The 25497-nt window shown below is 38.4% G+C and carries 29 protein-coding genes and 1 pseudogene; 8 read left to right on the forward strand and 22 right to left on the reverse strand.

Annotated features, from left to right (window positions below; translation table 11 throughout):
• Positions 1–49 precede the first annotated feature (49 nt).
• Positions 50–496 (forward strand): macrodomain Ter protein MatP, encoded by a 447-nt coding sequence (gene matP, locus AC6H0A_RS02965; protein ID WP_005628871.1) that lies wholly within the window; start codon positions 50–52, stop codon positions 494–496.
• Between the two features lie 67 nt (positions 497–563).
• Here matP and cspD read toward each other — a convergent pair whose 3' ends face one another.
• The 5 genes from cspD to thiI form a co-directional block, all read right to left on the reverse strand.
• Entirely contained in the window at positions 564–782 is a 219-nt protein-coding gene (gene cspD, locus AC6H0A_RS02970) for a cold shock domain-containing protein CspD (protein WP_005628872.1), read from the reverse strand.
• 144 nt (positions 783–926) lie between these two features.
• Complete coding sequence (locus AC6H0A_RS02975) at positions 927–1085, reverse strand: YoaH family protein (protein ID WP_005642081.1); 159 nt, start codon at positions 1083–1085, stop codon at positions 927–929.
• On the reverse strand, positions 1078–1797 hold the full coding sequence (truC, locus tag AC6H0A_RS02980) for a tRNA pseudouridine(65) synthase TruC (protein WP_005642079.1): 720 nt from the start codon (positions 1795–1797) through the stop codon (positions 1078–1080). Before truC ends, AC6H0A_RS02975 begins: the two co-directional genes overlap by 8 nt.
• Positions 1791–2111, reverse strand: coding sequence for a YqcC family protein (locus AC6H0A_RS02985; protein WP_005642077.1), 321 nt, complete (start codon positions 2109–2111; stop codon positions 1791–1793). Before AC6H0A_RS02985 ends, truC begins: the two co-directional genes overlap by 7 nt.
• A gap of 10 nt (positions 2112–2121) precedes the next feature.
• Positions 2122–3582 (reverse strand): tRNA uracil 4-sulfurtransferase ThiI, encoded by a 1461-nt coding sequence (gene thiI / locus AC6H0A_RS02990; protein WP_070046995.1) that lies wholly within the window; start codon positions 3580–3582, stop codon positions 2122–2124.
• 158 nt (positions 3583–3740) lie between these two features.
• Here thiI and xseB point away from each other — a divergent pair, with 158 nt between their 5' ends.
• Genes xseB through dxs form a run of 3 tightly spaced genes read left to right on the forward strand, consistent with a single transcriptional unit; the run spans position 3741 to position 6802 of the window.
• A complete protein-coding gene (gene xseB, locus AC6H0A_RS02995; protein WP_044232972.1) occupies positions 3741–3980 on the forward strand; it encodes an exodeoxyribonuclease VII small subunit in 240 nt (79 codons plus the stop codon).
• Positions 3980–4870 (forward strand): (2E,6E)-farnesyl diphosphate synthase, encoded by an 891-nt coding sequence (ispA, locus tag AC6H0A_RS03000; RefSeq protein WP_179230965.1) that lies wholly within the window; start codon positions 3980–3982, stop codon positions 4868–4870. Before xseB ends, ispA begins: the two co-directional genes overlap by 1 nt.
• Positions 4871–4924: 54 nt before the next feature.
• The gene (gene dxs, locus AC6H0A_RS03005) at positions 4925–6802 is read left to right on the forward strand and encodes a 1-deoxy-D-xylulose-5-phosphate synthase (protein ID WP_179230964.1); all 1878 of its coding nucleotides are present in this window, start codon (positions 4925–4927) and stop codon (positions 6800–6802) included.
• A 35-nt stretch (positions 6803–6837) separates the two neighbouring features.
• On the opposite strand, the gene AC6H0A_RS03010 is transcribed toward dxs, so the two are convergent.
• The 4 genes from AC6H0A_RS03010 to rplM all read right to left on the reverse strand — a co-directional run bounded on the left by AC6H0A_RS03010 (position 6838) and on the right by rplM (position 8939).
• Positions 6838–7290, reverse strand: a complete 453-nt coding sequence (locus AC6H0A_RS03010; protein WP_005642067.1) for a ClpXP protease specificity-enhancing factor — start codon at positions 7288–7290, stop codon at positions 6838–6840.
• The gene (sspA, locus tag AC6H0A_RS03015) at positions 7290–7928 is read right to left on the reverse strand and encodes a stringent starvation protein SspA (protein ID WP_005642065.1); all 639 of its coding nucleotides are present in this window, start codon (positions 7926–7928) and stop codon (positions 7290–7292) included. The genes AC6H0A_RS03010 and sspA overlap by 1 nt, the downstream gene beginning before the upstream one ends.
• Before the next feature lie 173 nt (positions 7929–8101).
• The gene (rpsI, locus tag AC6H0A_RS03020) at positions 8102–8494 is read right to left on the reverse strand and encodes a 30S ribosomal protein S9 (RefSeq protein ID WP_005631594.1); all 393 of its coding nucleotides are present in this window, start codon (positions 8492–8494) and stop codon (positions 8102–8104) included.
• Positions 8495–8510: 16 nt separating this feature from the next.
• Entirely contained in the window at positions 8511–8939 is a 429-nt protein-coding gene (gene rplM, locus AC6H0A_RS03025) for a 50S ribosomal protein L13 (RefSeq protein WP_005628896.1), read from the reverse strand.
• A gap of 319 nt (positions 8940–9258) precedes the next feature.
• On the opposite strand from rplM, the gene metF reads away from it, so the two are divergent.
• Positions 9259–10140 (forward strand): methylenetetrahydrofolate reductase, encoded by an 882-nt coding sequence (gene metF / locus AC6H0A_RS03030; protein ID WP_005642063.1) that lies wholly within the window; start codon positions 9259–9261, stop codon positions 10138–10140.
• An 85-nt stretch (positions 10141–10225) separates the two neighbouring features.
• Here metF and bioD read toward each other — a convergent pair whose 3' ends face one another.
• The 8 genes from bioD to rlmE form a co-directional block, all read right to left on the reverse strand.
• The gene (bioD, locus tag AC6H0A_RS03035) at positions 10226–10954 is read right to left on the reverse strand and encodes a dethiobiotin synthase (RefSeq protein ID WP_005642061.1); all 729 of its coding nucleotides are present in this window, start codon (positions 10952–10954) and stop codon (positions 10226–10228) included.
• Positions 10955–11055: 101 nt separating this feature from the next.
• The gene (locus tag AC6H0A_RS03040; RefSeq protein WP_005642059.1) at positions 11056–11322 is read right to left on the reverse strand and encodes a YcgL domain-containing protein; all 267 of its coding nucleotides are present in this window, start codon (positions 11320–11322) and stop codon (positions 11056–11058) included.
• 75 nt (positions 11323–11397) lie between these two features.
• Positions 11398–11799, reverse strand: a complete 402-nt coding sequence (locus AC6H0A_RS03045; protein WP_005642058.1) for a hypothetical protein — start codon at positions 11797–11799, stop codon at positions 11398–11400.
• 221 nt (positions 11800–12020) lie between these two features.
• Positions 12021–12518, reverse strand: a complete 498-nt coding sequence (gene sixA / locus AC6H0A_RS03050) for a phosphohistidine phosphatase SixA (RefSeq protein WP_005642056.1) — start codon at positions 12516–12518, stop codon at positions 12021–12023.
• Positions 12519–12576: 58 nt separating this feature from the next.
• Positions 12577–13911 carry a phosphoglucosamine mutase gene (gene glmM / locus AC6H0A_RS03055; protein ID WP_005642054.1) on the reverse strand — a complete coding sequence of 445 codons (1335 nt, stop codon included), beginning with the start codon at positions 13909–13911 and terminating at the stop codon, positions 12577–12579.
• A 37-nt stretch (positions 13912–13948) separates the two neighbouring features.
• Entirely contained in the window at positions 13949–14776 is an 828-nt protein-coding gene (gene folP / locus AC6H0A_RS03060) for a dihydropteroate synthase (RefSeq protein ID WP_497512398.1), read from the reverse strand.
• 124 nt (positions 14777–14900) lie between these two features.
• On the reverse strand, positions 14901–16793 hold the full coding sequence (gene ftsH, locus AC6H0A_RS03065; RefSeq protein WP_005642050.1) for an ATP-dependent zinc metalloprotease FtsH: 1893 nt from the start codon (positions 16791–16793) through the stop codon (positions 14901–14903).
• A gap of 89 nt (positions 16794–16882) precedes the next feature.
• Entirely contained in the window at positions 16883–17512 is a 630-nt protein-coding gene (gene rlmE, locus AC6H0A_RS03070) for a 23S rRNA (uridine(2552)-2'-O)-methyltransferase RlmE (protein WP_005633548.1), read from the reverse strand.
• A gap of 126 nt (positions 17513–17638) precedes the next feature.
• On the opposite strand from rlmE, the gene yhbY reads away from it, so the two are divergent.
• Positions 17639–17938, forward strand: a complete 300-nt coding sequence (gene yhbY / locus AC6H0A_RS03075; protein ID WP_005642048.1) for a ribosome assembly RNA-binding protein YhbY — start codon at positions 17639–17641, stop codon at positions 17936–17938.
• A gap of 38 nt (positions 17939–17976) precedes the next feature.
• On the opposite strand, the gene greA is transcribed toward yhbY, so the two are convergent.
• Positions 17977–18453, reverse strand: a complete 477-nt coding sequence (greA, locus tag AC6H0A_RS03080) for a transcription elongation factor GreA (protein WP_044232959.1) — start codon at positions 18451–18453, stop codon at positions 17977–17979.
• 163 nt (positions 18454–18616) lie between these two features.
• Between greA and dacB the strand changes: the two genes are divergently transcribed.
• Both dacB and AC6H0A_RS03090 read left to right on the forward strand, forming a co-directional pair.
• Positions 18617–20056, forward strand: coding sequence for a serine-type D-Ala-D-Ala carboxypeptidase (gene dacB, locus AC6H0A_RS03085; RefSeq protein ID WP_070046994.1), 1440 nt, complete (start codon positions 18617–18619; stop codon positions 20054–20056).
• Between the two features lie 186 nt (positions 20057–20242).
• Positions 20243–21207: pseudogene (locus AC6H0A_RS03090) on the forward strand (TonB-dependent siderophore receptor); the annotation flags it as partial.
• A gap of 18 nt (positions 21208–21225) precedes the next feature.
• Here the strand turns inward: AC6H0A_RS03090 and AC6H0A_RS03095 are convergent.
• The 4 genes from AC6H0A_RS03095 to AC6H0A_RS03110 form a co-directional block, all read right to left on the reverse strand.
• Positions 21226–21477, reverse strand: a complete 252-nt coding sequence (locus AC6H0A_RS03095) for a hypothetical protein (protein ID WP_148127859.1) — start codon at positions 21475–21477, stop codon at positions 21226–21228.
• A gap of 534 nt (positions 21478–22011) precedes the next feature.
• Positions 22012–24168: a DUF927 domain-containing protein gene (locus AC6H0A_RS03100; protein ID WP_005642039.1), complete on the reverse strand. Its 2157-nt coding sequence runs from the start codon at positions 24166–24168 to the stop codon at positions 22012–22014.
• Complete coding sequence (locus AC6H0A_RS03105; RefSeq protein WP_005642037.1) at positions 24161–24496, reverse strand: hypothetical protein; 336 nt, start codon at positions 24494–24496, stop codon at positions 24161–24163. Before AC6H0A_RS03105 ends, AC6H0A_RS03100 begins: the two co-directional genes overlap by 8 nt.
• The gene (locus AC6H0A_RS03110; RefSeq protein WP_005642035.1) at positions 24489–25493 is read right to left on the reverse strand and encodes a host cell division inhibitor Icd-like protein; all 1005 of its coding nucleotides are present in this window, start codon (positions 25491–25493) and stop codon (positions 24489–24491) included. Before AC6H0A_RS03110 ends, AC6H0A_RS03105 begins: the two co-directional genes overlap by 8 nt.
• Positions 25494–25497: the final 4 nt, after the last annotated feature.

The raw sequence follows: 25497 nt of genomic DNA on the forward strand, positions 1-25497 counted from the left end.
ATAAAAACACGTATATTAATGCAGTTACCACGTCACTCAATGATAAAAAATGAAATACCAAAAACTCGAAAATCAAGAAGCAAATTGGAAATGGATTTACCTAATTCGTAAACATCGCGAAGGGGAAAACATTACTCGTTATGAAGAACGAAGTTTACAAGAAGCTAAAGCCCAAGAATTATTAGAATCCCAAAATTATCCAGAAAAAATTGAAGAATGGATTAAGAATCATCTTTCTCCGGCCTTACCAATTAAGCTTGATCAAGCCATTCGTGCCCGCCGTAAACGCTTTTTTAATGGTGAAAAACAACATACCAAGAAAAAATCCATTGATTTGGAATATGCGGTTTGGCTACGTCTTTCTAAATATTCTAGAAAAATGAAAATGACACTTTCGGAAACAATTACGTATATGATTGATGAAAGAGAAAGCAAAGCACAATTTGAAAATCAAATGGCAGCAATGAAAACCAGTTTAAAGAATTTATTAAAATAAAAAAGACAAGCTGCAATTCTTGTCTTTTTGAGTTAGGACTAATAGAGAAAAATTTAGAGTATTCGCATTACTCTTGATTATCCACAAGTGGAATTATTTTCGTGGCATGAGATCCTTTGTCTCCGTGGATAACTTCAAATTGCACCTTTTGACCAGCTTTTAATGAACGATAACCGTCCATTTCAATCACTGAATAATGTGCAAAAATATCGGCATCCACGCCTTCTGCGGAAATGAAACCAAATCCTTTTGCATTATTGAACCATTTCACAACACCAATTTCCATAAAAGACCTCTCTAGGCTTCGCCTACTAAAACAATAAATCAATAAGACTCTCGCCTTATCACCTCGTATGGACGTTATATTTAAATATTTTGATCGGTTATGCAATGAGCAATATTCAAAAATGATAAGTAGATCACAAAAAATTTAATTTCCTGGAGTTTTTTTATCATTTTTATGAATTTCTCGTAGTGCCTTCGCCACTATTTGAATCGCTTCTCCGCTACTAATCCCTTTTGCCATAAGTTTTTGAATTTGTTCAACTGCTTTTTGTTGCTGTTCGTGTGTTAAGTTAATATCAAACATTTTCCCATCCAAATTGATTCATTAATTGATGCCATTGTTCATCTAATCCTGCTGTAATTGTTATTTGCTCTTTCGTTATTGGATGAATAAAAGACAAACTATTAGAATGTAAAAATAACCGAGAACAGCCAAGATGCAAGGTTAACGCACGATTTTGATGCAAATCACCATATTGCGTATCACCTAAAATTGGGTGAAAAATATGTTTCATATGGCGACGTAATTGGTGTTTTCTGCCTGTATGAGGAATTAATTTAACTAAAGAATAACGTGTCGTTTGGTAACGACCAGCAGGATAAGGCATTTCGACTATTTTTAATCCTTCATAATCAGTAATGGCTTCTTGAGGCTCTTTATCTTCTTGAGAAAATTTATCTGCGATTTTATCCAATTGGATTTTTAGTGGATAATCTATCCGCTCTTTTCCCTGTAGATACCCACGCACTACAGCAAAATAAGATTTCTGAACGCACTTTTGCTCAAACTGTTCACACATTAAATTCGCAATTTCACTACTCAATGCAAATAACAACACGCCAGATGTCGGTCGATCTAAACGATGAATAGGAAATACATGTTGACCAATTTGATCTCGCAAAGTTTGCATCACAAATTGAGTTTCGTGAGGATCTAACCAACTACGATGAACCAGCATACCAGCAGGCTTATTCACCGCAACGATAAACTCATCTTGATATAAAATTTCTAACATTCGTTCTTATTCAGAAGTTCTTCTAAAGCAACTAAAGGAGTTAATAGTTGTTGTAACTCATCAAATTCCGTCATTGCTTCTTCAATATAAGGAGAAATAGCAATTTTATTTGGTAAAGTAGCACCGCTTTCTAACAATGCCTGCATGCGTGGAATAAATACCCACTGTAGCCACTCTTCAGCAGACATCGTATCAATTGAAAAAGGCTCCTCACTTAAAAAGGCCTCTGCAGCAGGGGGCATCGTTTGCCATAAATTAAGCTGCTGCATGGTAATTTGAAGCTGTTCAAGATGCTGTTTAATTTGATTACGCATATTTTATGTCCTAATTAATGAATATTTTTGCAAATACGCGCACATTTGAAAAACCATTTTCTTTCAAATATAAGGCTTGTAATTTGCTCATCACACCACGTTCACAATACAACACGTAATTTTTACTTTGATCAAGGCTACCAAATTGAGAAGAAAGTTTGTAGAACGGCATTTGAATGACTTCATGTGTATCTGATTCAAATGGATTTTCATCCGTTTCTTCTGGGCTACGAATATCCAAAATCACTTCATTTTCACCTAATACAGAAATTGCCTCGACTTCTACGACTTCTTTTTCTGTTTCTTCTGCGATCTGGCGAATATCTAAATATTTCGCATTTTGCACCGCACTTTCAAGAATCTCAAAATTAAAATGCCCTTCTTCTTCTAGAATCTTTTCACGAACCGCTTTGATTGTAGGATTTTTTGAAATCACCCCACAAAACTCCGGCATAGATTTTGCAATATCGTCAGTGCCAATTTCTTTCGCCATTGCGATAATTTGTTCTTTATCGTGCGTAATTAATGGGCGTAATACTAAGGCATCAGCGGCTTCATCAATCAAGCGTAAATTGGTTAAAGTTTGGCTAGAAACTTGTCCTAATGCCTCCCCTGTCACAATCGCTTCAATATTAAAACGTTGAGCGACTTTACTTGCTGCTCGCACCATCATCCGTTTTAATACAACGCCCATTTGGCCGTTATCGACTTTCTCTAAAATCTCACCGACAACCCCCTCAAAGTTAATCGCAATAAAGCGTACTTTATGTGAAGAGCTATAGCGTTGCCAAATATGATAAGCCATTTGTTTAACGCCAATTTCATGGGCTGCGCCGCCAAGATTAAAGAAACAATAATGAACTCGAGAGCCACGACGAATCAGCATGTAACTCGATACACCTGAATCAAATCCCCCCGAAATTAAAGAAAGCACATCCTCTTGCGTACCAATCGGATAACCGCCAATCCCTGCGTGACGTGCTTTAACTAACATCATTTTGTCATCTTCAATATCAATACGAACAGTCACATCTGGATTTTTCAACCGCACTTTTGCGCTTTCAATGTGTTGATTTAATCCACCGCCGATATAACGTTCTGCTTCAATAGAACTAAATTTATGTTTTCCTTTACGCTTTACTCGAACGCAAAAGGTTTTGCCTTGAAGTTGTTGCGCGACATCAGCAAGCGTCAATTCAAAAATATGATGTAAATCGGTAAACGGTTTTTCTTCAACTTCTAAAAAATGATGAATACCAGGAATACGTTGTAACAAGGCGATTAATTCTTCACGATTTTCTTCATTTTTTGACCGCACTTCAATGTAATCCCAGTGACGTACAACTGCAGTTTCTTCATCATATTTCTGTAAAATATTGCGGATATTAGAGGTCAAAATTTTTGCAAAACGTTTACGCACAGTTTCGCTTTTAATCATAATTTCAGGGAAAAGTTTAACGATAAATTTCATATAAATAGCTTAGGTATTTCTTGGGTATTTAAAGTGGCGAGTATTTTACGCAAAGATAGTGAAAAGTCTACTGGTCCTAGCTTGAAATAAATTTTTAACAACTCAAGTAAAATACAGTACAATGGCAAGCAATTTTTACCGTGAAAAAGGATAATTCCATGGCGCGTAAACCCGCATCTTCACAAGATTTTGAAACAACGTTAGCGCAGTTAGAAAATATTGTTATACATTTAGAAAATGGCGATCTACCGTTAGAAGAAGCGTTAAAAGAATTTGAACAAGGTGTGCAACTCGCTAAGTTAGGGCAAGAACGTTTACAACAAGCAGAACAACGTATTCAGATCTTATTGCAAAAAACTGAAGATGCCCCACTGAATGATTATAAAGGGAATGCTTAATGGGTAACTTTTCTGAAGAATTACAACAGGTTCAAACTCGTATCAATCGCTTTTTAGAAGCCCAATTTGAGGGCATTGAAAGTTATAATTCGCCTTTACTTGAGGCTATGAAATACGCATTATTACTTGGTGGTAAACGGGTTAGACCTTTTTTAGTTTACGCTACAGGTAAAATGCTTGGTGCAGATAAACAAACCTTAGATTACGCCGCTGCCGCTATTGAAGCCATTCATGCCTATTCCTTAATTCACGATGATTTACCAGCAATGGATGATGACAATCTACGTCGTGGACATCCTACTTGTCATATCCAATTTGATGAAGCTACGGCTATTCTTGCAGGCGATGCGCTGCAAAGTTTTGCTTTTGAAATGTTAACTAAAACACCAAATATTTCTGCTGAACAAAAACTGGCTTTAGTTCAAATTTTAGCTCAAGGCTCTGGCGTACAAGGAATGTGCTTAGGGCAAAGTTTAGATCTTGTTTCTGAGCATAAACAAATTAGTTTAAGTGAATTAGAATTAATCCATCGTAACAAAACGGGCGCATTGCTGATTGCTGCATTAAAATTAGGTTTCATTTGTTCTCCGCATTTTACCGACAAAACGTTAGAACAATCCTTAACACAATATGCGGAAGCCATTGGATTAGCCTTTCAAGTTCAAGATGATATTTTAGATATTGAGGGTGATAGCACAGAAATTGGTAAACAAGTCGGCTCCGATCTTGATTTAGATAAAAGTACATATCCCAAATTACTTGGGTTAAGCGGCGCAAAACAAAAAGCGCAAGATCTATATCAAAGTGCGTTGTCTGAATTAGAAAAAATTCCTTTTGATACGATCGCACTTCGTGCATTAGCTGAATTTATTATTACTAGAAAAAGTTAATACCGACCGCATCAATGCTCACAAAGTGCGGTCAAAAATTATAACGTTTTTAAAATGACTAACAATATGAACAATTACCCCTTATTATCTTTGATTAATTCACCAGAAGATTTGCGTCTTTTAAATAAAGATCAGCTACCACAACTCTGCCAAGAATTACGCGGTTATCTTTTAGAATCTGTTAGTCAAACTAGCGGGCATTTAGCATCAGGTTTAGGCACTGTAGAGCTAACCGTTGCACTACATTACGTATATAAAACACCGTTTGATCAGTTAATTTGGGATGTTGGACATCAAGCTTATCCACACAAAATTTTAACGGGTCGTCGAGATCAAATGTCCACAATTCGCCAAAAAAACGGTATTCATCCTTTCCCTTGGCGTGAAGAAAGTGAATTTGACGTGTTAAGCGTTGGCCACTCCTCTACTTCTATTAGTGCTGGATTAGGTATTGCTGTAGCCGCAGAACGAGAAAATGCAGGTAGAAAAACGGTATGCATCATCGGTGACGGCGCAATTACTGCAGGAATGGCTTTTGAAGCTCTGAATCACGCAGGTTCTGTTCACACTGATATGTTGGTCATTTTAAATGACAATGAAATGTCTATTTCAGAAAATGTCGGTGCACTGAACAATCACCTTGCTCGGATTTTCTCTGGTTCTATCTACTCCACATTACGAGATGGAAGTAAAAAAATTCTCGATAAAGTTCCACCTGTAAAAAACTTTATGAAAAAAACCGAAGAACATATGAAAGGAGTGATGTTCTCGCCAGAAAGTACATTATTTGAAGAATTCGGTTTTAATTATATTGGTCCAGTGGATGGGCATAATATTGATGAATTAGTAGCAACACTTACAAATATGCGTAATCTGAAAGGACCACAATTCTTACATATAAAAACGAAGAAAGGTAAAGGATACGCGCCCGCAGAAAAAGATCCAATTGGTTTCCACGGCGTACCAAAATTTGATCCAATAAGTGGAGAATTGCCTAAACACAATACCAAACCAACTTATTCGAAGATTTTTGGTGATTGGCTATGCGAAATGGCAGAAAAAGATTCCAAAATTATTGGTATCACACCTGCAATGCGTGAAGGCTCTGGCATGGTGGAGTTTTCCCAACGTTTTCCAGAACAATATTTTGATGTGGCGATTGCTGAACAACACGCCGTCACGTTTGCCACTGGACTTGCTATTGGCGGATATAAACCCGTAGTTGCGATTTACTCGACATTTCTACAACGTGCTTACGATCAATTAATTCACGATGTTGCAATTCAAAATCTCCCTGTATTATTTGCAATTGATCGAGCGGGTATCGTAGGCGCTGATGGCCCAACACACCAAGGAGCATTTGATCTCAGCTTTATGCGTTGCATTCCAAATATGATCATCATGACACCAAGTGATGAAAATGAATGCCGTCAAATGCTCTATACAGGTTATCAATGTGGAAAACCTGCTGCTGTACGCTATCCTCGTGGAAATGCCATTGGTGTTAAACTAACACCTTTAGAAATGCTTCCTATCGGTAAATCACGTTTAATTCGAGAAGGTCAAAAAATTGCGATTTTAAATTTTGGTACCCTGTTACCATCCGCGTTAGAGGCATCAGAAAAACTCAATGCCACTGTTGTCGATATGCGTTTTGTGAAACCGATTGATATTGAAATGATTAATGTGCTTGCACAAACTCATGATTATTTGGTCACATTAGAAGAAAATGCAATTCAAGGTGGAGCGGGATCTGCTGTTGCGGAAGTACTAAATTCATCTGGAAAATCGACCGCACTTTTACAGCTTGGTTTGCCAGATTATTTTATTCCACAAGCAACACAGCAAGAAGCATTAAAAGATTTGGAATTAGATTCAAAAGGAATTGAAGAAAAAATTCTCAACTTTATTGCAAAACAGGACAATTTATAAAAATAAACGCGATGGTAACTTCATCGCGTTTTTTCTTAATCAACAATTCTTAAATGAGAAGCTGATTTTGTTTTCTTTTTTTCTTCTCGTTTTCTAGGGCTATCTACAGCCTCATGAAAACTAGTTGGTTGTTCAGTATCTGGCTCAGAATTAAGTTCATCGTAAACTTCTTCTGGCTCAAACATCACGCCATCACCATTTTCACGAGCATAGATCGCAAGCGCTGCGCCCATTGGAATATACAGTTCACGAGAAACACCTTTAAATCGGGCATTAAACTGGATGAAATCATTTGTAAGTTGTAAATTGCCCGTAGCATTGGCAGACAAGTTCAATACAATCTGTTCATCTTTTACATATTCGATAGGAACATTTACGCCTAAGTAAGTCGCATCAACGACTAAATAAGGCGTGAAACTATTATCTACTAGCCAATCATAATAGGCGCGTAATAAATAAGGGCGCTTAGGGGAAGCTTTGTATTCCATTACTTATCATCCATTAAATTTTTTGGTGCAGCCTCACCTACAGACTGCAAGAATGAATCTCGACTAAATACACGATCCATATATCCCTTAATCAGTTTACTACCTGGACCTGTAAATTCCACGCCTAAATGTTTTAATTTCCATAATAATGGCGCAACATAACAGTCCACTAAACCAAACTCTTCATTCATGAAATAAGGTGTTTGCTGGAAAACTGGTGTAATCGCTAAAAGTTCTTCTTTTAATTGTTTAAGCGCTTCAGCTTTTTCACTTTCTGTACCATTTTCTGCTTTCTTGAGAGTTGGATACCAATCTTGTTCAATTCGTAACATCAAAAGGCGATCTTTTGCTCGAGAAACAGGATACACTTGCATTAATGGTGGATGCGGAAAACGCTCGTCAAGATATTCCATAATAATCCGCGAACTAAACAAAACAAGATCACGATCAACTAACGTAGGCACCGTAGCATACGGATTTAATTCCATTAAATCTTCTGGTAATGCTTGCAAATCAACTTCTTCGTTCTCATAAAGTACACCTTTTTCAGCTAAAACAATTTTTACCTGATGACAGTAAATATCATCTTTATTTGAAAAAAGGGTCATTACTGAACGTTTACTTGATGCGCTGGACATTTATTCCTCCGAAGATCCAAAAATATTCTATATTTTATAAGGGGTGTCTATTCTACCACAAAGCGTAAGTCATTTGCCAAATAATTCTTTTTTATTGTTTTATAATCAATAAGTTAGATAACAAAAAAGCAGAGATTTCTCTCTGCTTTTCTTTTTCGAAACGAAAATAAAAATTAACGTTTTGAGTATTGTGGACGACGACGTGCTTTGTGTAAACCCACTTTTTTACGTTCAACGCGACGTGCGTCACGAGTAACGAAACCAGCTGCACGAAGTGCTGGGCGTAATGTTTCATCGTATTCCATCAATGCACGAGTGATACCGTGACGGATTGCACCCGCTTGACCAGAAATACCACCACCTTTAACAGTGATGTATAGGTCTAATTTATCAGTTAACTCAACCAATTCTAATGGTTGACGTACTACCATGCGCGCAGTTTCACGGCCGAAGTAAACGTCTAATTCACGTTGGTTGATAGTGATTTTACCACTGCCCGGTTTGATAAATACACGAGCTGAAGAGCTTTTGCGGCGACCTGTGCCGTAGTTTTGATTCTCTGCCATTTTCTAAACCTCGTGATTAAATATCTAATACTTGTGGTTGTTGTGCAGCGTGTTGGTGTTCAGCACCCGCGTACACTTTTAATTTACGGAACATTGCACGGCCTAATGGACCTTTTGGCAACATACCTTTAACCGCAATTTCAATCACTGCTTCAGGACGGCGAGCGATCATCTCTTTGAAAGTCGCTTGTTTAATACCACCTACATAGCCAGTGTGCCAGTAGTAAAGTTTATCTGTTTCTTTACGACCAGTTACTGCCACTTTGTCTGCGTTGATAACGATGATGTAATCACCTGTATCTACGTGTGGAGTGTACTCAGCCTTGTGTTTACCACGAAGACGACGTGCTAATTCAGTCGCTAAACGACCTAAAGTTTTACCTGTCGCATCTACTACGTACCAGTCGCGTTTAACCGTTTCTGGTTTTGCTACAAAAGTTTTCATTAATTAATTACCAAAAATTAGTTTGATACCCAGTGTTCTTATGAACACAACCATTGATCTTAATCGCCACCCCTTCGAGTGAGATCTCGATAAAATAATGTACGATGGGAATTCGCACATTTACAGGGTCGCTGTATTATACATATTTATTTCATGAATGCTAATTTTTTATGCAATATTTTAGTATTTTTACTGAAACCTATTTACATTAACTAAATTAATGTTTTTAATGAATTTATTAAAATTGACTCATACATAAAGTTATTTTATTGTTAACTCAAATATCATCATACTAGCTATAGGAACTATAGGAATTTTTATGAGCTACGCTAAAGAAATTGACACGCTTAATCAGCACATCGCTGACTTCAATAAAAAAATTAATGTTTCTTTTGAATTTTTCCCACCAAAAAATGAAAAAATGGAAACGCTTTTATGGGATTCAATTCATCGTTTAAAAGTGTTAAAACCTAAATTCGTTTCTGTTACTTACGGCGCAAACTCTGGAGAGCGTGACCGCACTCATGGTATTGTAAAAGCAATCAAACAAGAAACTGGCTTAGAAGCTGCTCCGCATTTAACTGGCATTGATGCTACAACTGAAGAATTAAAACAAATTGCTAAAGATTACTGGGACAGTGGTATTCGTCGCATCGTTGCGTTACGCGGTGACGAACCAAAAGGATATGCTAAAAAATCATTTTATGCGTCAGATCTTGTGGAATTACTCCGTTCTGTCGCTGATTTTGATATTTCTGTGGCTGCTTATCCAGAAGTTCATCCAGAAGCAAAATCAGCACAAGCAGACTTGATTAATTTAAAACGTAAAATTGATGCAGGTGCAAATCATGTTATCACTCAATTTTTCTTTGATATTGAAAGCTACCTACGTTTCCGTGATCGTTGTGCATCAATTGGTATTGATACTGAAATCGTGCCCGGCATTTTACCTGTAACTAACTTTAAGCAATTACAAAAAATGGCTTCTTTCACTAATGTGAAAATTCCTGCATGGCTTGTTAACGCTTATGAAGGATTAGACGATGATCAAACTACTCGTAATCTTGTAGCCGCAAGTGTTGCGATGGATATGGTGAAAATTTTATCTCGCGAAGGAGTGAATGACTTCCATTTCTATACGCTAAATCGTAGTGAATTAACTTATGCAATTTGTCATATGTTAGGTGTAAGACCTGAATAACTTAAAGATAAGGTATTTTTCTTCCATGAAATAAGGGCGTTATTTACGCCCTTATTTAAATATAAAAAACTTTAACCACACTTTATTATTTGACTAACTCTGTTTGCATATACATTAATCTATCAATATCCGTCAAATAATGTCCCAATTCTTGCTCTTCTGGTTTATGCAAATAAGGAATTTTACCTAAAAGCGGAGCATCAATATGCTCAACAAGCAAATCAACAATTTCTGCATAATGGCTTAATAATGGATTAACTCGGTTAGCTATCCAGCCCAATAACGGCACACCTAACTGTTGAATCGCTTGCACAGTTAACAACGCATGATTCACACAACCATCTTTAATACCAACAACAAGAACCACAGGCATTTTCCGTTGCGCAACCCAATCAGCAAAACTTTTTCCTTCCGCCATTGGAGTCATTAAACCAAACGAGCCCTCAACCACCACAGACTGATAATTTTGATTTAATCGAGTTAAATCATGATTAATTTTATCCAACTTAATACGCGTCCTATCTTGTGTTAGCATTGGCGCGCTATGGCTAAATGTATAACTATTAATATCCTTGTAGGATACATTTTCTTTGGTAGAATCCATTAATGTTAATACATCTGAATTTGATAAATTATCATAATCTGATGTATTTTCTTCTTGCATCGCAGGGTAAATACTTTCCTCACTGCAACAAGCAATGGGTTTATAGCCAACCACTTGCACACCTTGTTTTTGCAAGGCTTGAATAATCGCGCGGGTTGCCGTGGTTTTTCCCACATTTGTATCGGTCCCCGCAACAAAAAAGCTACTCATTTTTATCTCCTTTAAAAAGTGCGGTGGATTTTAAAAGAATTTTTCCTTTAAAAATTTGAGATAACGCAAATTTTCTCTTTTTCGTATCAAAAATAAACAATTTATTTGATCTCACTCAAGCTATTAAATAAACCATCATCTTGTTTTGGTATTTGCAAATAAAAGCCTTGTTGTTTAATTTTTTCCAATACCTCATTACAATCTACATTATGTAGAGGCTTGCTCCCCAGTAAATTAAACATCATCACTAATTCTGGTTTTCCAAAGTGGCTCAGTAACATTTCTGGCACTTGAGAAAAATCCTCTCTTTTCGCAATATACAGATAGCTTCCCTGTTTCTTTTTACTTTTATAAATTGCACATAACATATTTTGTTTTCCTAAATAAAAAATCCCTATTAAATTTCTTTAACAGGGATTTTATCATTTAAATTGATTAAAGCATTATTTTGCAGCTTCTTTTACTGCATCAGCTGCTTGAGTTGCTTTTTCAGAAACTGCATCTTTAACTTCAGTCATTTTAGAAGTAGCTGCATCTTTCATTTCGCTAACTTTAGCTGCTGCTGCATCTTTTACTTGTTCAACTTGTGCCATTGCTGCATCTTTAACTTCAGCAGCTTTCTCTACTGCAGTGTTTTTCACTTCAGTAGAAGCTTGTTTAGCCGCATCTTTAACATCAGCAACAGCATTAGTTGCTGCGTCTTTTGCTTCAGAAACCATTGATGTTGCCACTTGTTTAGCTGCGTCAACTTTTTGTGCAGCTTCTTCTTTATCGAAACAACCAGTTATCGCTAAAGCTGAACCTAAAACTAATGCTAGTGTTAATTTTTTCATAATTTTCTCCATAGAATAAATCTTGATTACGGCAAAGCCCTATTGCTTTGATGTGGCGTAGTTTACGGAAATTTTATTAAAAGAAAATAGCTAATACAAAAATTTACATTTCTGATAAATAAATAAGTGTAAAAAAGAGCATTAACATATTGATATTAAATATATTTTAAAAAAAGTTCCATAGAAAAATTTTATTTTTTGTAAAGAAATGTATATGAATATATGTTTTATATTTAATCAATTCTATGAATTTCTTTAGATGCTTGATGCATCAATATTTCTGATTTATTACCATCCCATAATAATTGAGCAATGGTTGCAGGATAAAATTGTATTGGATTTCGTTTTCCATACAGTTCAGCAACGATTTCTCCTACTAAGGGTAAATGAGAAATAATCAATACAGACTTAACCCCATCATGTTTCAGCACTTCTAAATAATCAATGACTGAATGCGCATGGCCATAAGGGGTTATTCCCTCCCAAGTTTCAAATTTATTTTCTAACTCCAAATCAAACGCTTGATTAACTTGATGAAAGGTTTCTTGAGCTCTGACATAAGGGCTCACTAAAATACGGTCTAGTGAATTAATTACTAGCGTGCTTAAATGCTGTTTTAACCACTCCCCTTGCGAAAAAGCTTGTTTAATACCATAAGCAGTTAAGCGACGAGATTTATCACTATTAGCCATTACTTCAGCCTCGCCATGACGCATAATAAAAATATTCATTTGCTTTCCTAAGTATTTGATAAAAATAAACCGCACTAAATAAAGTGCGGTTAAAAAATTAATGAGATTTCACTGCTTCTGCAATTTCTTCTGCACATTGTTGTGCAAGTGCAGCGTCTTGGCATTCCACCATAACGCGAATAAGTGGTTCCGTACCTGATTTACGCAATAAAATACGACCTTTGCCTTCTAAACGTTTTTCAACGTCTGCGGCAACAGATTTTACAGCATCACTTTCAAGTGGATTTTCCCCACCTGCAAAACGTACATTGATTAACACTTGAGGGAATAATTTAACCGCACTCGCTAATTCATTTAATGATAATTTATGCTGAGCCATCGCCGCCAATACAGCCAATGACGCAACAATGCCGTCACCCGTTGTATTCTTATCCGCAATGATAATATGTCCAGAATTCTCACCACCAAGCGTCCAATCATTTTCAACCATTTTTTCCAATACGTAACGGTCACCTACATTTGCACGTAAGAAAGGAACACCAAGCATTTTCAACGCAATCTCTAAGCTCATATTACTCATTAATGTGCCAACGACACCGCCTTTTAATTGACCTGAACGCAATGCTTCACGCGCAATAATAAAGAGAATTTGGTCGCCATCGACTTTATTTCCTAAATGATCGACCATCATAATTCGGTCACCATCGCCATCATAAGCTAAGCCAACGTCAGCTTTTGTTTCAAAAACTTTAGCTTGCAATGCTGTCACATCCGTTGCACCACATTTTTCATTAATGTTTAAACCATTTGGATCTGTACCAATTTCAATGACTTCCGCACCTAGCTCTCTCAACACGTTGGGAGCAATATGATAGGTTGCACCATTTGCACAATCTACCACAATCTTATAACCTTCCAAGCCTAAATGAGCGGGGAATGTGCCTTTACAAAACTCAATATAGCGTCCTGCTGCATCATTAATACGACTTGCTTTACCTAATTCAGCAGATTCCACACAATCCATCGGTTGCTCTAACATCGCTTCAATTGCTTCTTCAATTTCATCAGGTAATTTAGTCCCTTTTGCTGAAAAGAATTTAATGCCATTATCATAATAAGGATTATGAGAGGCTGAGATCACAATACCCGCTTCAGCACGGAAAGTTCTGGTTAAATAAGCAATAGCAGGTGTAGGCATAGGGCCAGTAAATGCAGCTGATAACCCCGCAGCGGCTAAACCTGCTTCAAGAGCTGATTCCAACATGTATCCAGAAATTCGGGTATCTTTACCGATTAAAACCATTTTAGAACCTTGAGAAGCCAATACTTTTCCTGCTGCCCAACCTAATTTTAATGCGAAATCTGGTGTGATTGGATAAGTACCCACTTTTCCACGTACACCATCTGTTCCAAAATATTTACGATTTGCCATAATAAAATTCCTTTAATTTTTTATCGTTATAAAACCATCAGGCATTTTCTGTTGCCTGCCAAACTTTGAGCATATCTGATGTAGCAGCAACATCATGTACGCGTAAAATTTTTGCACCTTTTTGCGCCGCAATAAGCGCACCTGCCGCACTACCTATCACTCTCTGATCGACAGGTTTATCAAGCACAGCGCCAATCATTGATTTGCGAGATAATCCCGCTAATACTGGATAGCCTATCTGACAAAATTCATTCAGATTTTGTAATAATTGATAATTATGCTTTACAGACTTACCAAAACCAAATCCCATGTCCCAAATTAAGTTTTCTTTTTTAACACCAGCAGAAAGACATACATTAGTACGTTTCTGTAAAAAATCTAATACATTTTGTACGACATCCTCATAATGAGGATTTGCCTGCATCGTTCTAGGTTGGCCTTGCATATGCATAATACAAACAGGTAAAGCAAGTTTTACTGCGGTTTCTAACGCATTTGGCTCTTGCAAAGCACGAATATCATTAATCAAATCCATTCCAACATTCGCTGCTTCACGTATCACAACTGCTTTTGAGGAATCGACAGAAATCCAGCAATCAAAACGGCTTCGCACCGCCTCCACCACTGGCACAACACGATGTAATTCTTCTTGTTCAGAGACTTCATCCGCATTAGGGCGTGTAGATTCACCACCAATATCAATAATTACCGCACCTTCTTCTAGCATTTTTTCCACTTGAAAAAGTGCTTTATCCAAACTAAAAAACTGTCCGCTATCAGAAAAAGAATCAGGCGTAAAATTAAGGATTCCCATAATCCTAGGAACGCTTAAATCAAGACATTTATTGTTCGCGTAAAGTTTCATAAAGTGCGGTGGATTTTTAGATTGATTTTAATCGGGCGATTATAACGGAATACGCTGAAGAAAAAAATCATTAGGGGAAAAATAAAGCCTTTCCGAAAAAAGGCCTTGTTGATTAGAGAGCTGATTAGGAATTAGAATCTACCGAATTTTCACCCGCACTTTGAGCATTATTGCTATTTGCATAAGCAGCCTGCCCAGTATGCTCTTCCCATCCGGATGGCGGAGTGACTGGTTCACGATTCATCAATTGTTTGATTTGTTCTTCTTCAATGGTTTCATATTTCACTAACGCATCTTTCATGGCGTGAAGAATATCCATATTGTCGATCAAAATCTGTCTTGCTCTCGCATAGTTACGATTTACAATTGCACGAACTTCTTCATCAATTGCATAAGCGGTTTCATCTGACATATGTTTTGCTTTTGCCATTGAACGACCTAAGAAAACCTCGCCCTCATCTTCGGTATAAAGAATCGGACCTAATTTGTCAGAGAATCCCCATTGCGTCACCATATTACGCGCGATATTAGTCGCTACTTTAATATCATTTGATGCACCCGTTGAGATATTTTCTTCACCGTAAATCAAATCTTCTGCCAAACGACCCGCATACAAGGTAGAAAGCTTACTTTCTAATTGTTTTTGGCTAATACTAATTTGATCACCTTCAGGTAAGAAGAATGTCACACCCAACGCTCGGCCACGGGGAATAATAGTCACTTTATGTACAGGATCATGCTCGGGAACTAAATAACCTACAATCGCATGACCTGCTTCATGATAAGCAGTCGATTCTTTTTGCTTATCTGTCATAATCATGGTACGACGCTCTGGCCCCATATTGATTTTATCTTTCGCTTTTTCAAACTCAAGCATGGTTACCGTACGTTTATTTACTCGAGCAGTAAATAAGGCAGCCTCATTCACTAAATTTGCTAAATCTGCACCAGAATAGCCAGGCGTACCACGCGCCAATGTCATTGCATCAACATCTTGTGCTACAGGCACTTTGCGCATATGGACTTTTAAGATTTGCTCACGACCTTTTACATCAGGCAGACCAACAACAACTTGTCGGTCAAAACGGCCTGGACGAGTTAAGGCTGGATCAAGTACATCTGGACGGTTAGTCGCTGCAATAACAATTACACCATCATTACCGCTAAATCCATCCATTTCAACTAGCATTTGGTTTAAGGTTTGTTCACGCTCATCATGTCCACCGCCTAAACCTGCACCGCGTTGACGCCCCACAGCATCAATTTCATCAATAAAGATTAAGCAAGGTGCATTTTTCTTAGCCTGTTCAAACATATCACGTACACGAGATGCCCCAACACCCACAAACATTTCTACGAAATCAGAACCAGAAATAGTGAAGAATGGAACTTTTGCTTCCCCTGCAATAGCACGAGCCAATAAGGTTTTACCAGTACCAGGAGGACCAACCATCAGAATACCTTTTGGAATTTTACCGCCCAAGTTTTGGAATTTATTCGGATCACGCAAGAAATCAACGATTTCGCCCACTTCTTCTTTTGCTTCATCGCAACCAGCGACATCTGCAAAAGTAACCTTAATCTGATCTTGATTCAGCATTTTGGCACGGCTTTTACCAAAGCTCATTGCTTTGCCGCCACCACCTTGCATTTGACGCATAAAGAATATCCATACGCCAACAAGGAATAACATTGGGAACCAAGAAATTAAAATTTGGGATAAGAAACCACGTTTTTCAAATGGCGTACCTTCCACTTTCACTTTTTTGCTTAATAAATCATCAAGCAATTTTTTATCTTCAAGTGGTGGCATCACGGTTGAATATTTAGAACCATCCGTTTTCGTTACCGTAATTTCATTGGCATCAAAACGCGCTTCTGTCACTTGTCCATTGCTTACATCGTAAACAAAGGTTGTATAATCAGTAGAATTATCTACCGAAGAGGAATTAAAACTCTGGTATGCTGTCATCATAATGACCGCTACTACCACCCAAAGCACCAGATTTTTGACCATATCGTTCAAAGTCTAACCCACCTTTCCTAAGTTAAAAAATTTTTTACAAGATACTACACATCATTAGCGATGAAAAGCTATCAAAGCAATTAGCCTTTATAGCCTGTCGCCACAATATATACTTCACGAGAGCGTCCGCGTGATGCTTCAGGCTTACGCACTTTCACCACATTAAATAAAGAACGAATTTCTCTTAAATATTCATCAAAGCCTTCACCTTGGAAAACTTTAACAACAAAGCTTCCTTTGGTTGCCAAGACCTGTTTACACATATCTAAAGCGAGCTCGACCAAATACATTGCGCGTGGAATATCCACTGATGGCATCCCACTAAAATTTGGTGCCATATCAGACATTACCACATCAACTTTAGCTTCGCCCACGCGATCTAACAAAGCATTCAAAACATTTTCATCACGGAAATCGCCTTGCAGAAAATCAACACCTACAATGGGATCCATTTCTAAAATATCACAAGCAATCACTCGACCTTTGCCGCCAATTTGTCCCACCACATATTGCGACCAACCGCCAGGTGCAGCGCCAAGATCGACCACAGTCATTCCTTGTTTAAATAATTTATCCGTTTGCTGAATTTCATCAATCTTAAAATACGCGCGTGAACGCAACTTTTGCTTATGCGCTTTTTGCACAAATTGATCACTAAAATGTTCATTTAGCCAGCGAGAAGAACTTGCTGAACGTTTTTTCTTTCCCATAATCTTCTATTTTTGGTAGTAGTTTTGCTTATATTTGGTTACAATCTGCCGAATTCAAGCCGAGGCTGATTGAAATCAGTGAAAAACATTGAGAAAATCAACCGCTCTTTTTAATTAGGAATCCTTATGACAACCTTATCAACCAAACAAAAACAATTTTTAAAAGGTCTTGCGCACCATCTTAACCCAGTCGTTATGCTTGGTGGAAATGGCTTAACCGAAGGCGTACTTGCTGAAATTGAAAATGCACTTGATCATCACGAACTCATTAAAGTAAAAGTTGCTGGTGCAGATCGCGAAACAAAACAACTTATTATCGATGCGATTGTGCGTGAAACTAAAGCTGCACAAGTACAAACTATCGGGCATATTTTGGTGCTTTATCGCCCAAGCGAAGAAGCAAAAATTCAGCTTCCACGCAAATAACAACAAAAGTGCGGTCATTTTTAACCGCACTTTTTTATTTAAATATAATTCACTTCAATAATATCAAACTCAACGACACCGCCAGGCGTTGTAATATTAACGGTATCATCTAATTCTTTACCAATTAAACCTCGTGCAATGGGAGAATTAACCGAAATCAAACCCGATTTAATGTCCGCTTCATCATCGCCCACAATACGATAAGTAACTTCTTCGTCTGTATCAGTATTTACAAGCACAACCGTTGCACCAAAAATGACTTTACCGTTATTTAGCATTTTGGTTACATCAATAACTTGAGCATTACCAAGTTTACCTTCAATCTCTTGAATACGACCTTCACAAAAACCTTGTTGCTCACGAGCCGCATGATATTCTGCATTTTCTTTTAAATCACCGTGCTCGCGGGCTTCTGCTATCGCTTTAATAATTTCAGGACGACGTACATTTTTTAAGAAATCCAATTCTTCACGTAATTGTTCTGCGCCACGCACAGTCATTGGAATTTGTTGCATTGTTTTTCCTTTTACTAAATAAAACAAAAACCACGGCAAAATCCTAAAATCTTGCCGCAGTATTATCAAAAATAAACTTGAAATGAGAAAATGATTTACTCAATTTCATTCGGGGCTTATTATTGTTCGTCTAAAAAAAAATAGCAACCATAACAAACCTAATATGAAAAAATTATCTTCAATTTCTACCGCACTTGGATCCTTTTTACTTTCCGTAAGCTTTAGCCTTCCAACCTTCGCAAACATTAATGTTTCAGATTTAACACAACAATTGCCTGAAGGCTCTAGCGTGGGTTTCATCGCAAAAAATGTAAATCAAAACCAAATTATCGCGGATTATAATGGCTCAACCTTTATGCTTCCTGCGAGTACACAAAAAGTTTTTACTGCCGTTGCCGCTAAACTCGCATTAGGCGATCAATTCCAATTTGAGACCGCTCTTTTAAGTAATGGGAAAATTCAAAATGGGAATTTAGATGGTCACTTAATCGTACGTTTCACTGGCGATCCTGATCTCACAAGTGGCCAACTTTATAGCTTACTTGCAGAATTAAAAAAACAAGGTATCAAAAAAATTAATGGCGATTTAGTATTAGATACCTCTGTTTTTTCGAGTCATGACCGAGGGTTAGGTTGGATTTGGAACGATTTGACCATGTGTTTCAACTCTCCCCCATCCGCTGCGAATATTGATAACAACTGTTTTTACGCAGAACTAGATGCCAATCAAAATCCAGGTGAAACAGTAAAAATCAATGTGCCAGCACAATTTCCAATTCAAGTGTTCGGACAAGTCTATGTAGCGGATAGCAATGAAGCGCCTTATTGTCAGCTCGATGTTGTTGTACACGACAATAATCGCTATCAAGTAAAAGGATGTTTAGCCCGTCAATCTAAACCTTTTGGCTTAAGCTTTGCCGTGCAAGATACGGATGCTTATGCAGCCGCGATTATTCAACGACAATTAAGACAATTAGGTATTGAGTTTAATGGCAAAGTCATGTTGCCCCAAAAACCACAACAAGGTCAGCTATTAGCGAAACATTTATCCAAACCATTACCCGATTTATTAAAAAAAATGATGAAAAAATCGGATAACCAGATTGCCGATTCATTATTCCGAGCGGTGGCATTCAATTACTATAAACGCCCAGCATCCTTTCAATTAGGCACATTAGCAATTAAGTCCATATTACAAAAACAAGGAATTCGTTTTGGAAACAGTATTTTAGCCGATGGTTCAGGTCTGTCTCGCCATAATCTTGTAGCACCTAAAACGATGCTATCCGTTTTAGAATACATCGCCAAAAACGAAGATAAATTGCACTTAATGGAAACTTTCCCCATCGCAGGTGTAGATGGCACGATCAGTGGTCGTGGCGGATTAATTAGCCCACCATTAGTAAAAAATGTGATTGCTAAAACCGGCTCTTTGAAAGGGGTTTATAACCTAGCTGGCTTTATGACAAATGCTCGAGGGGAAAAAGTGGCCTTTGTACAATTTATTAATGGCTACTCAACTGGCGATTTAGAAAGCAAAACAAAACGTGCTCCATTAGTACAATTTGAGAGTGGCTTGTACAACGAAATCTATAAATATTAATAAAATCTTCTAAAAAAGCACCGCACTTTTCCATCCAAAGTGCGGTGTTTTTTTATAGTCTTTTAAAAAATACTATTGATCAATATAATACTATTAAATGATAATAATTTTCATTGCTTGAATTGTTATATTTTTTATACTCGTCACTCTTTTTTTAACCTAGATTTAACTTTTGGGAAGCAATTTATGAATTTTAAATTAAGCTTAGTTTACACCGCACTTTTTGCCGGAGTTTCTGCATTAGCGGAAACGTAACATAAAGTTAGTCCTGAAACGATTGAACAAATTAATGTTCAAGATACAGGTATTAAACAAAATGGCTATCAAACAACAGGGACATCCGTCGTATCAAAAGCTGAAGTACCAGTCTTCGACACGCCAAACACAGTAAATATTCTTTCAACCAAACTATTGGAGGATCGCAAACCTGAATCACTCATTGATGCACTTTATAATGTCAGTGGTGTAAGTCAAGCGAATACATTAGGTGGTATGTTTGACTCTATTCAAAAACGTGGTTTTGGTGGAAACCGTGACAACTCGATTATGCGTAACGGTTTACAAGCTGGTCCAGCAAAAAACTTTAGCGCGACAACTGAAACCGTTGAAGTTTTAAAAGGACTGGCATCTGTACTTTATGGTATTCAAGATCCAGGTGGTGTGGTTAATATCATACTAAAAAACCACAACAAACGCCACGTTATGTCGTTAGTGGAACCTTAGGTAATCATAGCCTGTGGGGAACGCAATTAGATTTTACTAGTGGCTTAGGAAATGGTTTCGCTTACCGCTTTATTTATGACAAACAAGAAAAAGACTACTGGCGTAATTTTGGCAAAATGAAAAATACCACTTACGCACCATCACTTTCTTGGGAAAATGATAAAACTAAAGTGCTTCTTTCTTATGAACATAAAGATATTCTTGAGCCATTTGATCGTGGTACAAATCTTTTAACCGCAACTAATGCATTACCGAATATTCCTGTATCGCGTCGTTTAGATGAACCAAATAATGAAACAACCGCAAAAACCGATAACATTGATTTCAAAATTGAACACAAATTAAGTGATGGTTGGAAATTAAATGCGGGTTATAGCTATGCTCGTTACAAATATTTCTACGACCAAGCTCGTATTACAAATATTAACGCGATATTCACAATCGAACTAAAAGCATAAATTATTGATTTTAATATAACACAATAAAACAAACTCAATTTCTTGTTCCCATTCCTGTTCCCATTTTACAAAGTCATCTCTAAAACTGGGGTATTTTTTACCACGTCCACCAGCAAAAACAATTTTTAAAGTCCGTTTAAAAATTCGGGCGGTTATTTTCGTTTTCGGCTGTTTTGCTGGTGGAATGAAAAAACGCGTTATTTTGGCTATTTTGGCGTTTTTGAGTTTTGCCTGTGTCATTTTAGGGGGTTTATGTTTTCGCTCGTCTGTGGGGCGATTTTGGGGCTTATTTTGGGAAATATGGCAATATTGGGGCGGTGGTGGAACTTGAACCATATAAGCCGATAATTAAACTTTACCTTTACCCATTGGGAACGACTGCCCGCGGGTGTTATGGTGGAATTGTAAAATAAGAGCCACCAGCAAAAAACGCCCTAAATTTTAACCGCGCTTTTGCGGAAATGTTGGCGGTATTTTTTTGGAGTGAATAGCCTATTTTTGGGGAAAATATCGAGCGGGATTTTCTGAATTTTTATATATATAACAAAAAGGGCTAGGACACATAGGACAACAAGGACACGAAGAAAAATGTACTTTATTTTCAATATATTACGGTTTAAAAAGTGTCCTATTTTGCATTTTAAAAATAGGACATTTTGCCCTTTTTGTCCTAAAAAGTAAGGACACGCGGGAAAAATCCATAAAAAAACGCCCCATTTTTAGGGCGTTAGTCTTAATTTTCAATGGAATTTTACTCTATTTCTTTGTTTATATTTACTCTATTTCTTCGTCTGTTTCACTCGGTAAAATGATGAAATAGGCGCGTTGTCTTTTCGGGTCGTATTTTTTCGGAATGCGATTTAGGTATTTATATTGTGCTTCCTTTCCGCGTTGCAATATGCCCGCATTAAGTAATATTTCGCACGCTTGCATTTTCGGGTATCCATTGGTTGCCTCAGTGAAGGCGTGCGGGAATAGGTAAAAATGCTCGTCCGTTTTATCTGTTGCTAATACTCTATAACCTGCCACTTCTTGAATAGTGCGGTAAGGGTTATCGGGTATTTCAATAAAACGACTCTCAGAATATTTTATTAGCCAGCCTGTAAACTGCTCTATCACTTGTTCGCTTTCCTTGCTTTTTACGCCATACATAGCAAGCCAATCATTAAATGCACAAATAAGAGCCTCGTTATTTTCCCATTCTTGCCAGCCCGTAAGCGGTTGCGCCAGTTGTAGCGCGGTTTCCATTATGGCGAACCTATCCGCTACACGGTAAACTTGCGGGTCTGCTTCTTGCGGTACGCGTTCTGCCCATTTCGCTTTTAAAGTGCGGTAAACTTTGCGGGCGTTCTCTTGCTGTTCGTTTAGCTTGTTTATCCATTCGCGCCCTATTGCGCCGTAGTGCTGGCGGGTTGCTTCGTTTAATGCGTCCGCGTGTGCTTTAGCATTGCTGTATTGGTGGAATATATGCGCCTTTCTGATTGGAATATTCAAAAGACGGATTAATTGCCCCGCCTTCACGTTTATTCCGCCCGCCTGTAAAAACGTCTCTACGTCTTTTTCGCCTGTTGAGAATGCGACGGTGCGCCAGCGCATTAAGTCGCGGTTTCCGCCCTCTCTTGCGCCTTGTATTTTACCCACGCCGTTAAAAAGTGCGTAGGCGGTCGTGTTTACGTCTTTTATGCTTGAGCCTTGCCCTATTTCGTCTAACGTTAAAAAGCCGTCATTATGGGCTAAGGCTTCGTTTAAAATACCGTATGCGGTGCTATACCAAGTTAAGCGCGTGTGTTCGGGGTGTCCATAAATACTACTTGCCACGTTGGCGGTGGTGGTTTTCCCTGTGCTTGAACCGCCGAAAAGGTGGACGCCGAAGGAATCCGCCTCAAGAATGCCAATCAAAGGGGCGGAAAGTGCCACGGCGCACGCTGTCATCATTGAAGAATTGCCCTTAATATTGTCTGCGATATGCTCGCGCCAGCTTGCCACATTGCCCGCTTGATTGTAGCCGCGTCCACCAGCGGAACGCCCAACAAATAGCACGGGCTTTTCTGTTGTGCCTAAGGTTTCCCCATTCGGTAATAAATATGCCCCGCCTTGCCAGCCTGTACGATTGGTAAGCGTCCAATTTGGGCGTATCCCGCGCATAAGATAATCTGCAAGAATTGCCCGCATTTTGGTTTCGCTGGTAATTTTAAGCCCTTTTTGGCGTAGCTGTCGCCAGCCCTCGCGCTCGCCTAGGTTAGCACTGGGTATAGCTTCAATTACGGGCTCTGTTTTGTGTTGTGGGGTAAACTGCAAGACTAGATAACTGTCGGTATCTGTTGCGCCCTCGCCTATCACTTGCACAGGAGAGGAAAGCCATTTAAGCACTTCGCCTGTGCGCTCGCCTGTTTGCTTATCTATTTTCGGGATAACGTAAAATAGCCCCTTTTCGCCCTGTTCTGTGCGTTCTTCGATGTAAGGCGTAGTTTGCGCCGTCTTATCGTCATTTTGCGGGTCTATCGCGTGCTGTGCGATTATTTCTGCGTTAGTTTCGCCTTTGCGTATGCGTTGAATGTAGTTTGATAAATCTTCTTTCAGTCCGCCTAGACTGTCGCATAGTTTCACACTGTCCGCCTGTGTGCTTTCGGCAATATTGTGACAAATTGCCGTTATTTGCGCTTGTGTCAGTTCGCCACATTGAAAAATGCGTATATAGGCTTGCTCTTTGTGTGCAATTTTTAAATTCTGCAATTCGTTTAACTGACTTTCGCCCAAAATAACAGGCTTTTGGCTGGCGGGTGTGTTGGTTGCTTGCGCCAGTAAATCCCACTCTATGCCCTTTCCTTTGCCCCACATTTTCCACGCTTGCGAACCAGCAAGAATAAATAACTCGGTAAAAGGGTTGGTGTTATCGTTTAAATTCGGGGCGTTTTTGTGATATTTAGCCATTGTTCGCCCCCTTGTGCTCGATTTCTTCTTGTGTGAGTAGGTCTAGTGCTTGCCCACTAAAATCACGCCCATATTGCGCAAGGCTTAAATCATTGGCTAGGCTTCTAAGGGTTAGCCCTATTCCAATCACGGCGTGCGCGGTCACTTTGCTGTTGTGTCCGTCTTCATCTACGCCATAAGTAAAAACTAAATCGGCATAAAGGCTTAAGGCTTCGGCGGTGCTTTCTTCTGCGTCTTTAAATTCGGTGTAAAGTGCGGTTAATTTCTCGCGGTCGCATTCATGTTTTTTCAGGTGTTCCATTAAAGCAATGTGTAAAGTATTACGCATAAACGCCCCCTTGTGCTGCAGATACAGAAAGGGTAGGAAGTGCCGCTAAAGTGCGGTTATTTTTGGGGTAGATTTTCATTGTTGGATTTCCGATAGATTTAGTTAATGTAAGAGTATCGCCCGTAAATGGGTGCGATACAGACTCAACTACCGCTATCGAACGGCTAGCCTTATTCGTGCGGATAAACTCCGCCTTATTTCGGCTTATCATCTGTACCGCAAATTCGATATAAGACAACGCGCCTAATTTTTTAGGGGCGTGCAAGGAATGAATTTTAGGTAAAAAAATACCGCATTGATAAGGGTTGCGGTTGCCCTCGATAGTAGTAGTGCTTTCAATACTACCCACATTTTGCCCTGCTGGCAAGCTGTGATTATTTCCATCAGTTAAAGAAGTGCGGTTGTTTTTGAATGGGTTTTGATTAATTCTACCAACAAATAACAAGGTGTCGCCATCGGTAAAACGTGAACGTGCTTGTTGTTCATTATCGGCAAGAAGTCTGATTTTGATTTGAGGTGCGCGAATAAGCGCAAAAATGAATTGATACATTTGCGTAACTCCACAAGATAATTTTTTCAGAGTTACCGCAGAAAGTTTCGAGGCTTTGGCGGTAACGTGTAACGGTCTCGAAAACTGCGACTTGTGGACCACAGCAAAGGGCGAACCTTTACCGCTACACGCTACCATTGAGAGAGATTTGTAGATTTGATGAATAAAAACAAAATCCGCAAATTCTTTGGGTGTGCGAATGTTACGCATAAAAAAACACGCTTTAGGCGTGCTCTGCGCCACAAGTAAATAAATCGAGTTTCGAGGCTCGGCAATCGTTTTTTTCGACTGCAGAGAAATAATGCCAAATTTCACCGCACTTAGCAAATTATTTTTTGCGTTTCCGTGCAAATATTTTCGCAAGGGCGCATAAATGCTAGGCGAAAGGCGGGAAAATGCGCTATAATAGGCGCGTTTGTTAAAGTGTTTAGTTTGTGTATCACTCATAGAT

The organism is Haemophilus sp. THUN1692 (assembly GCF_059704395.1).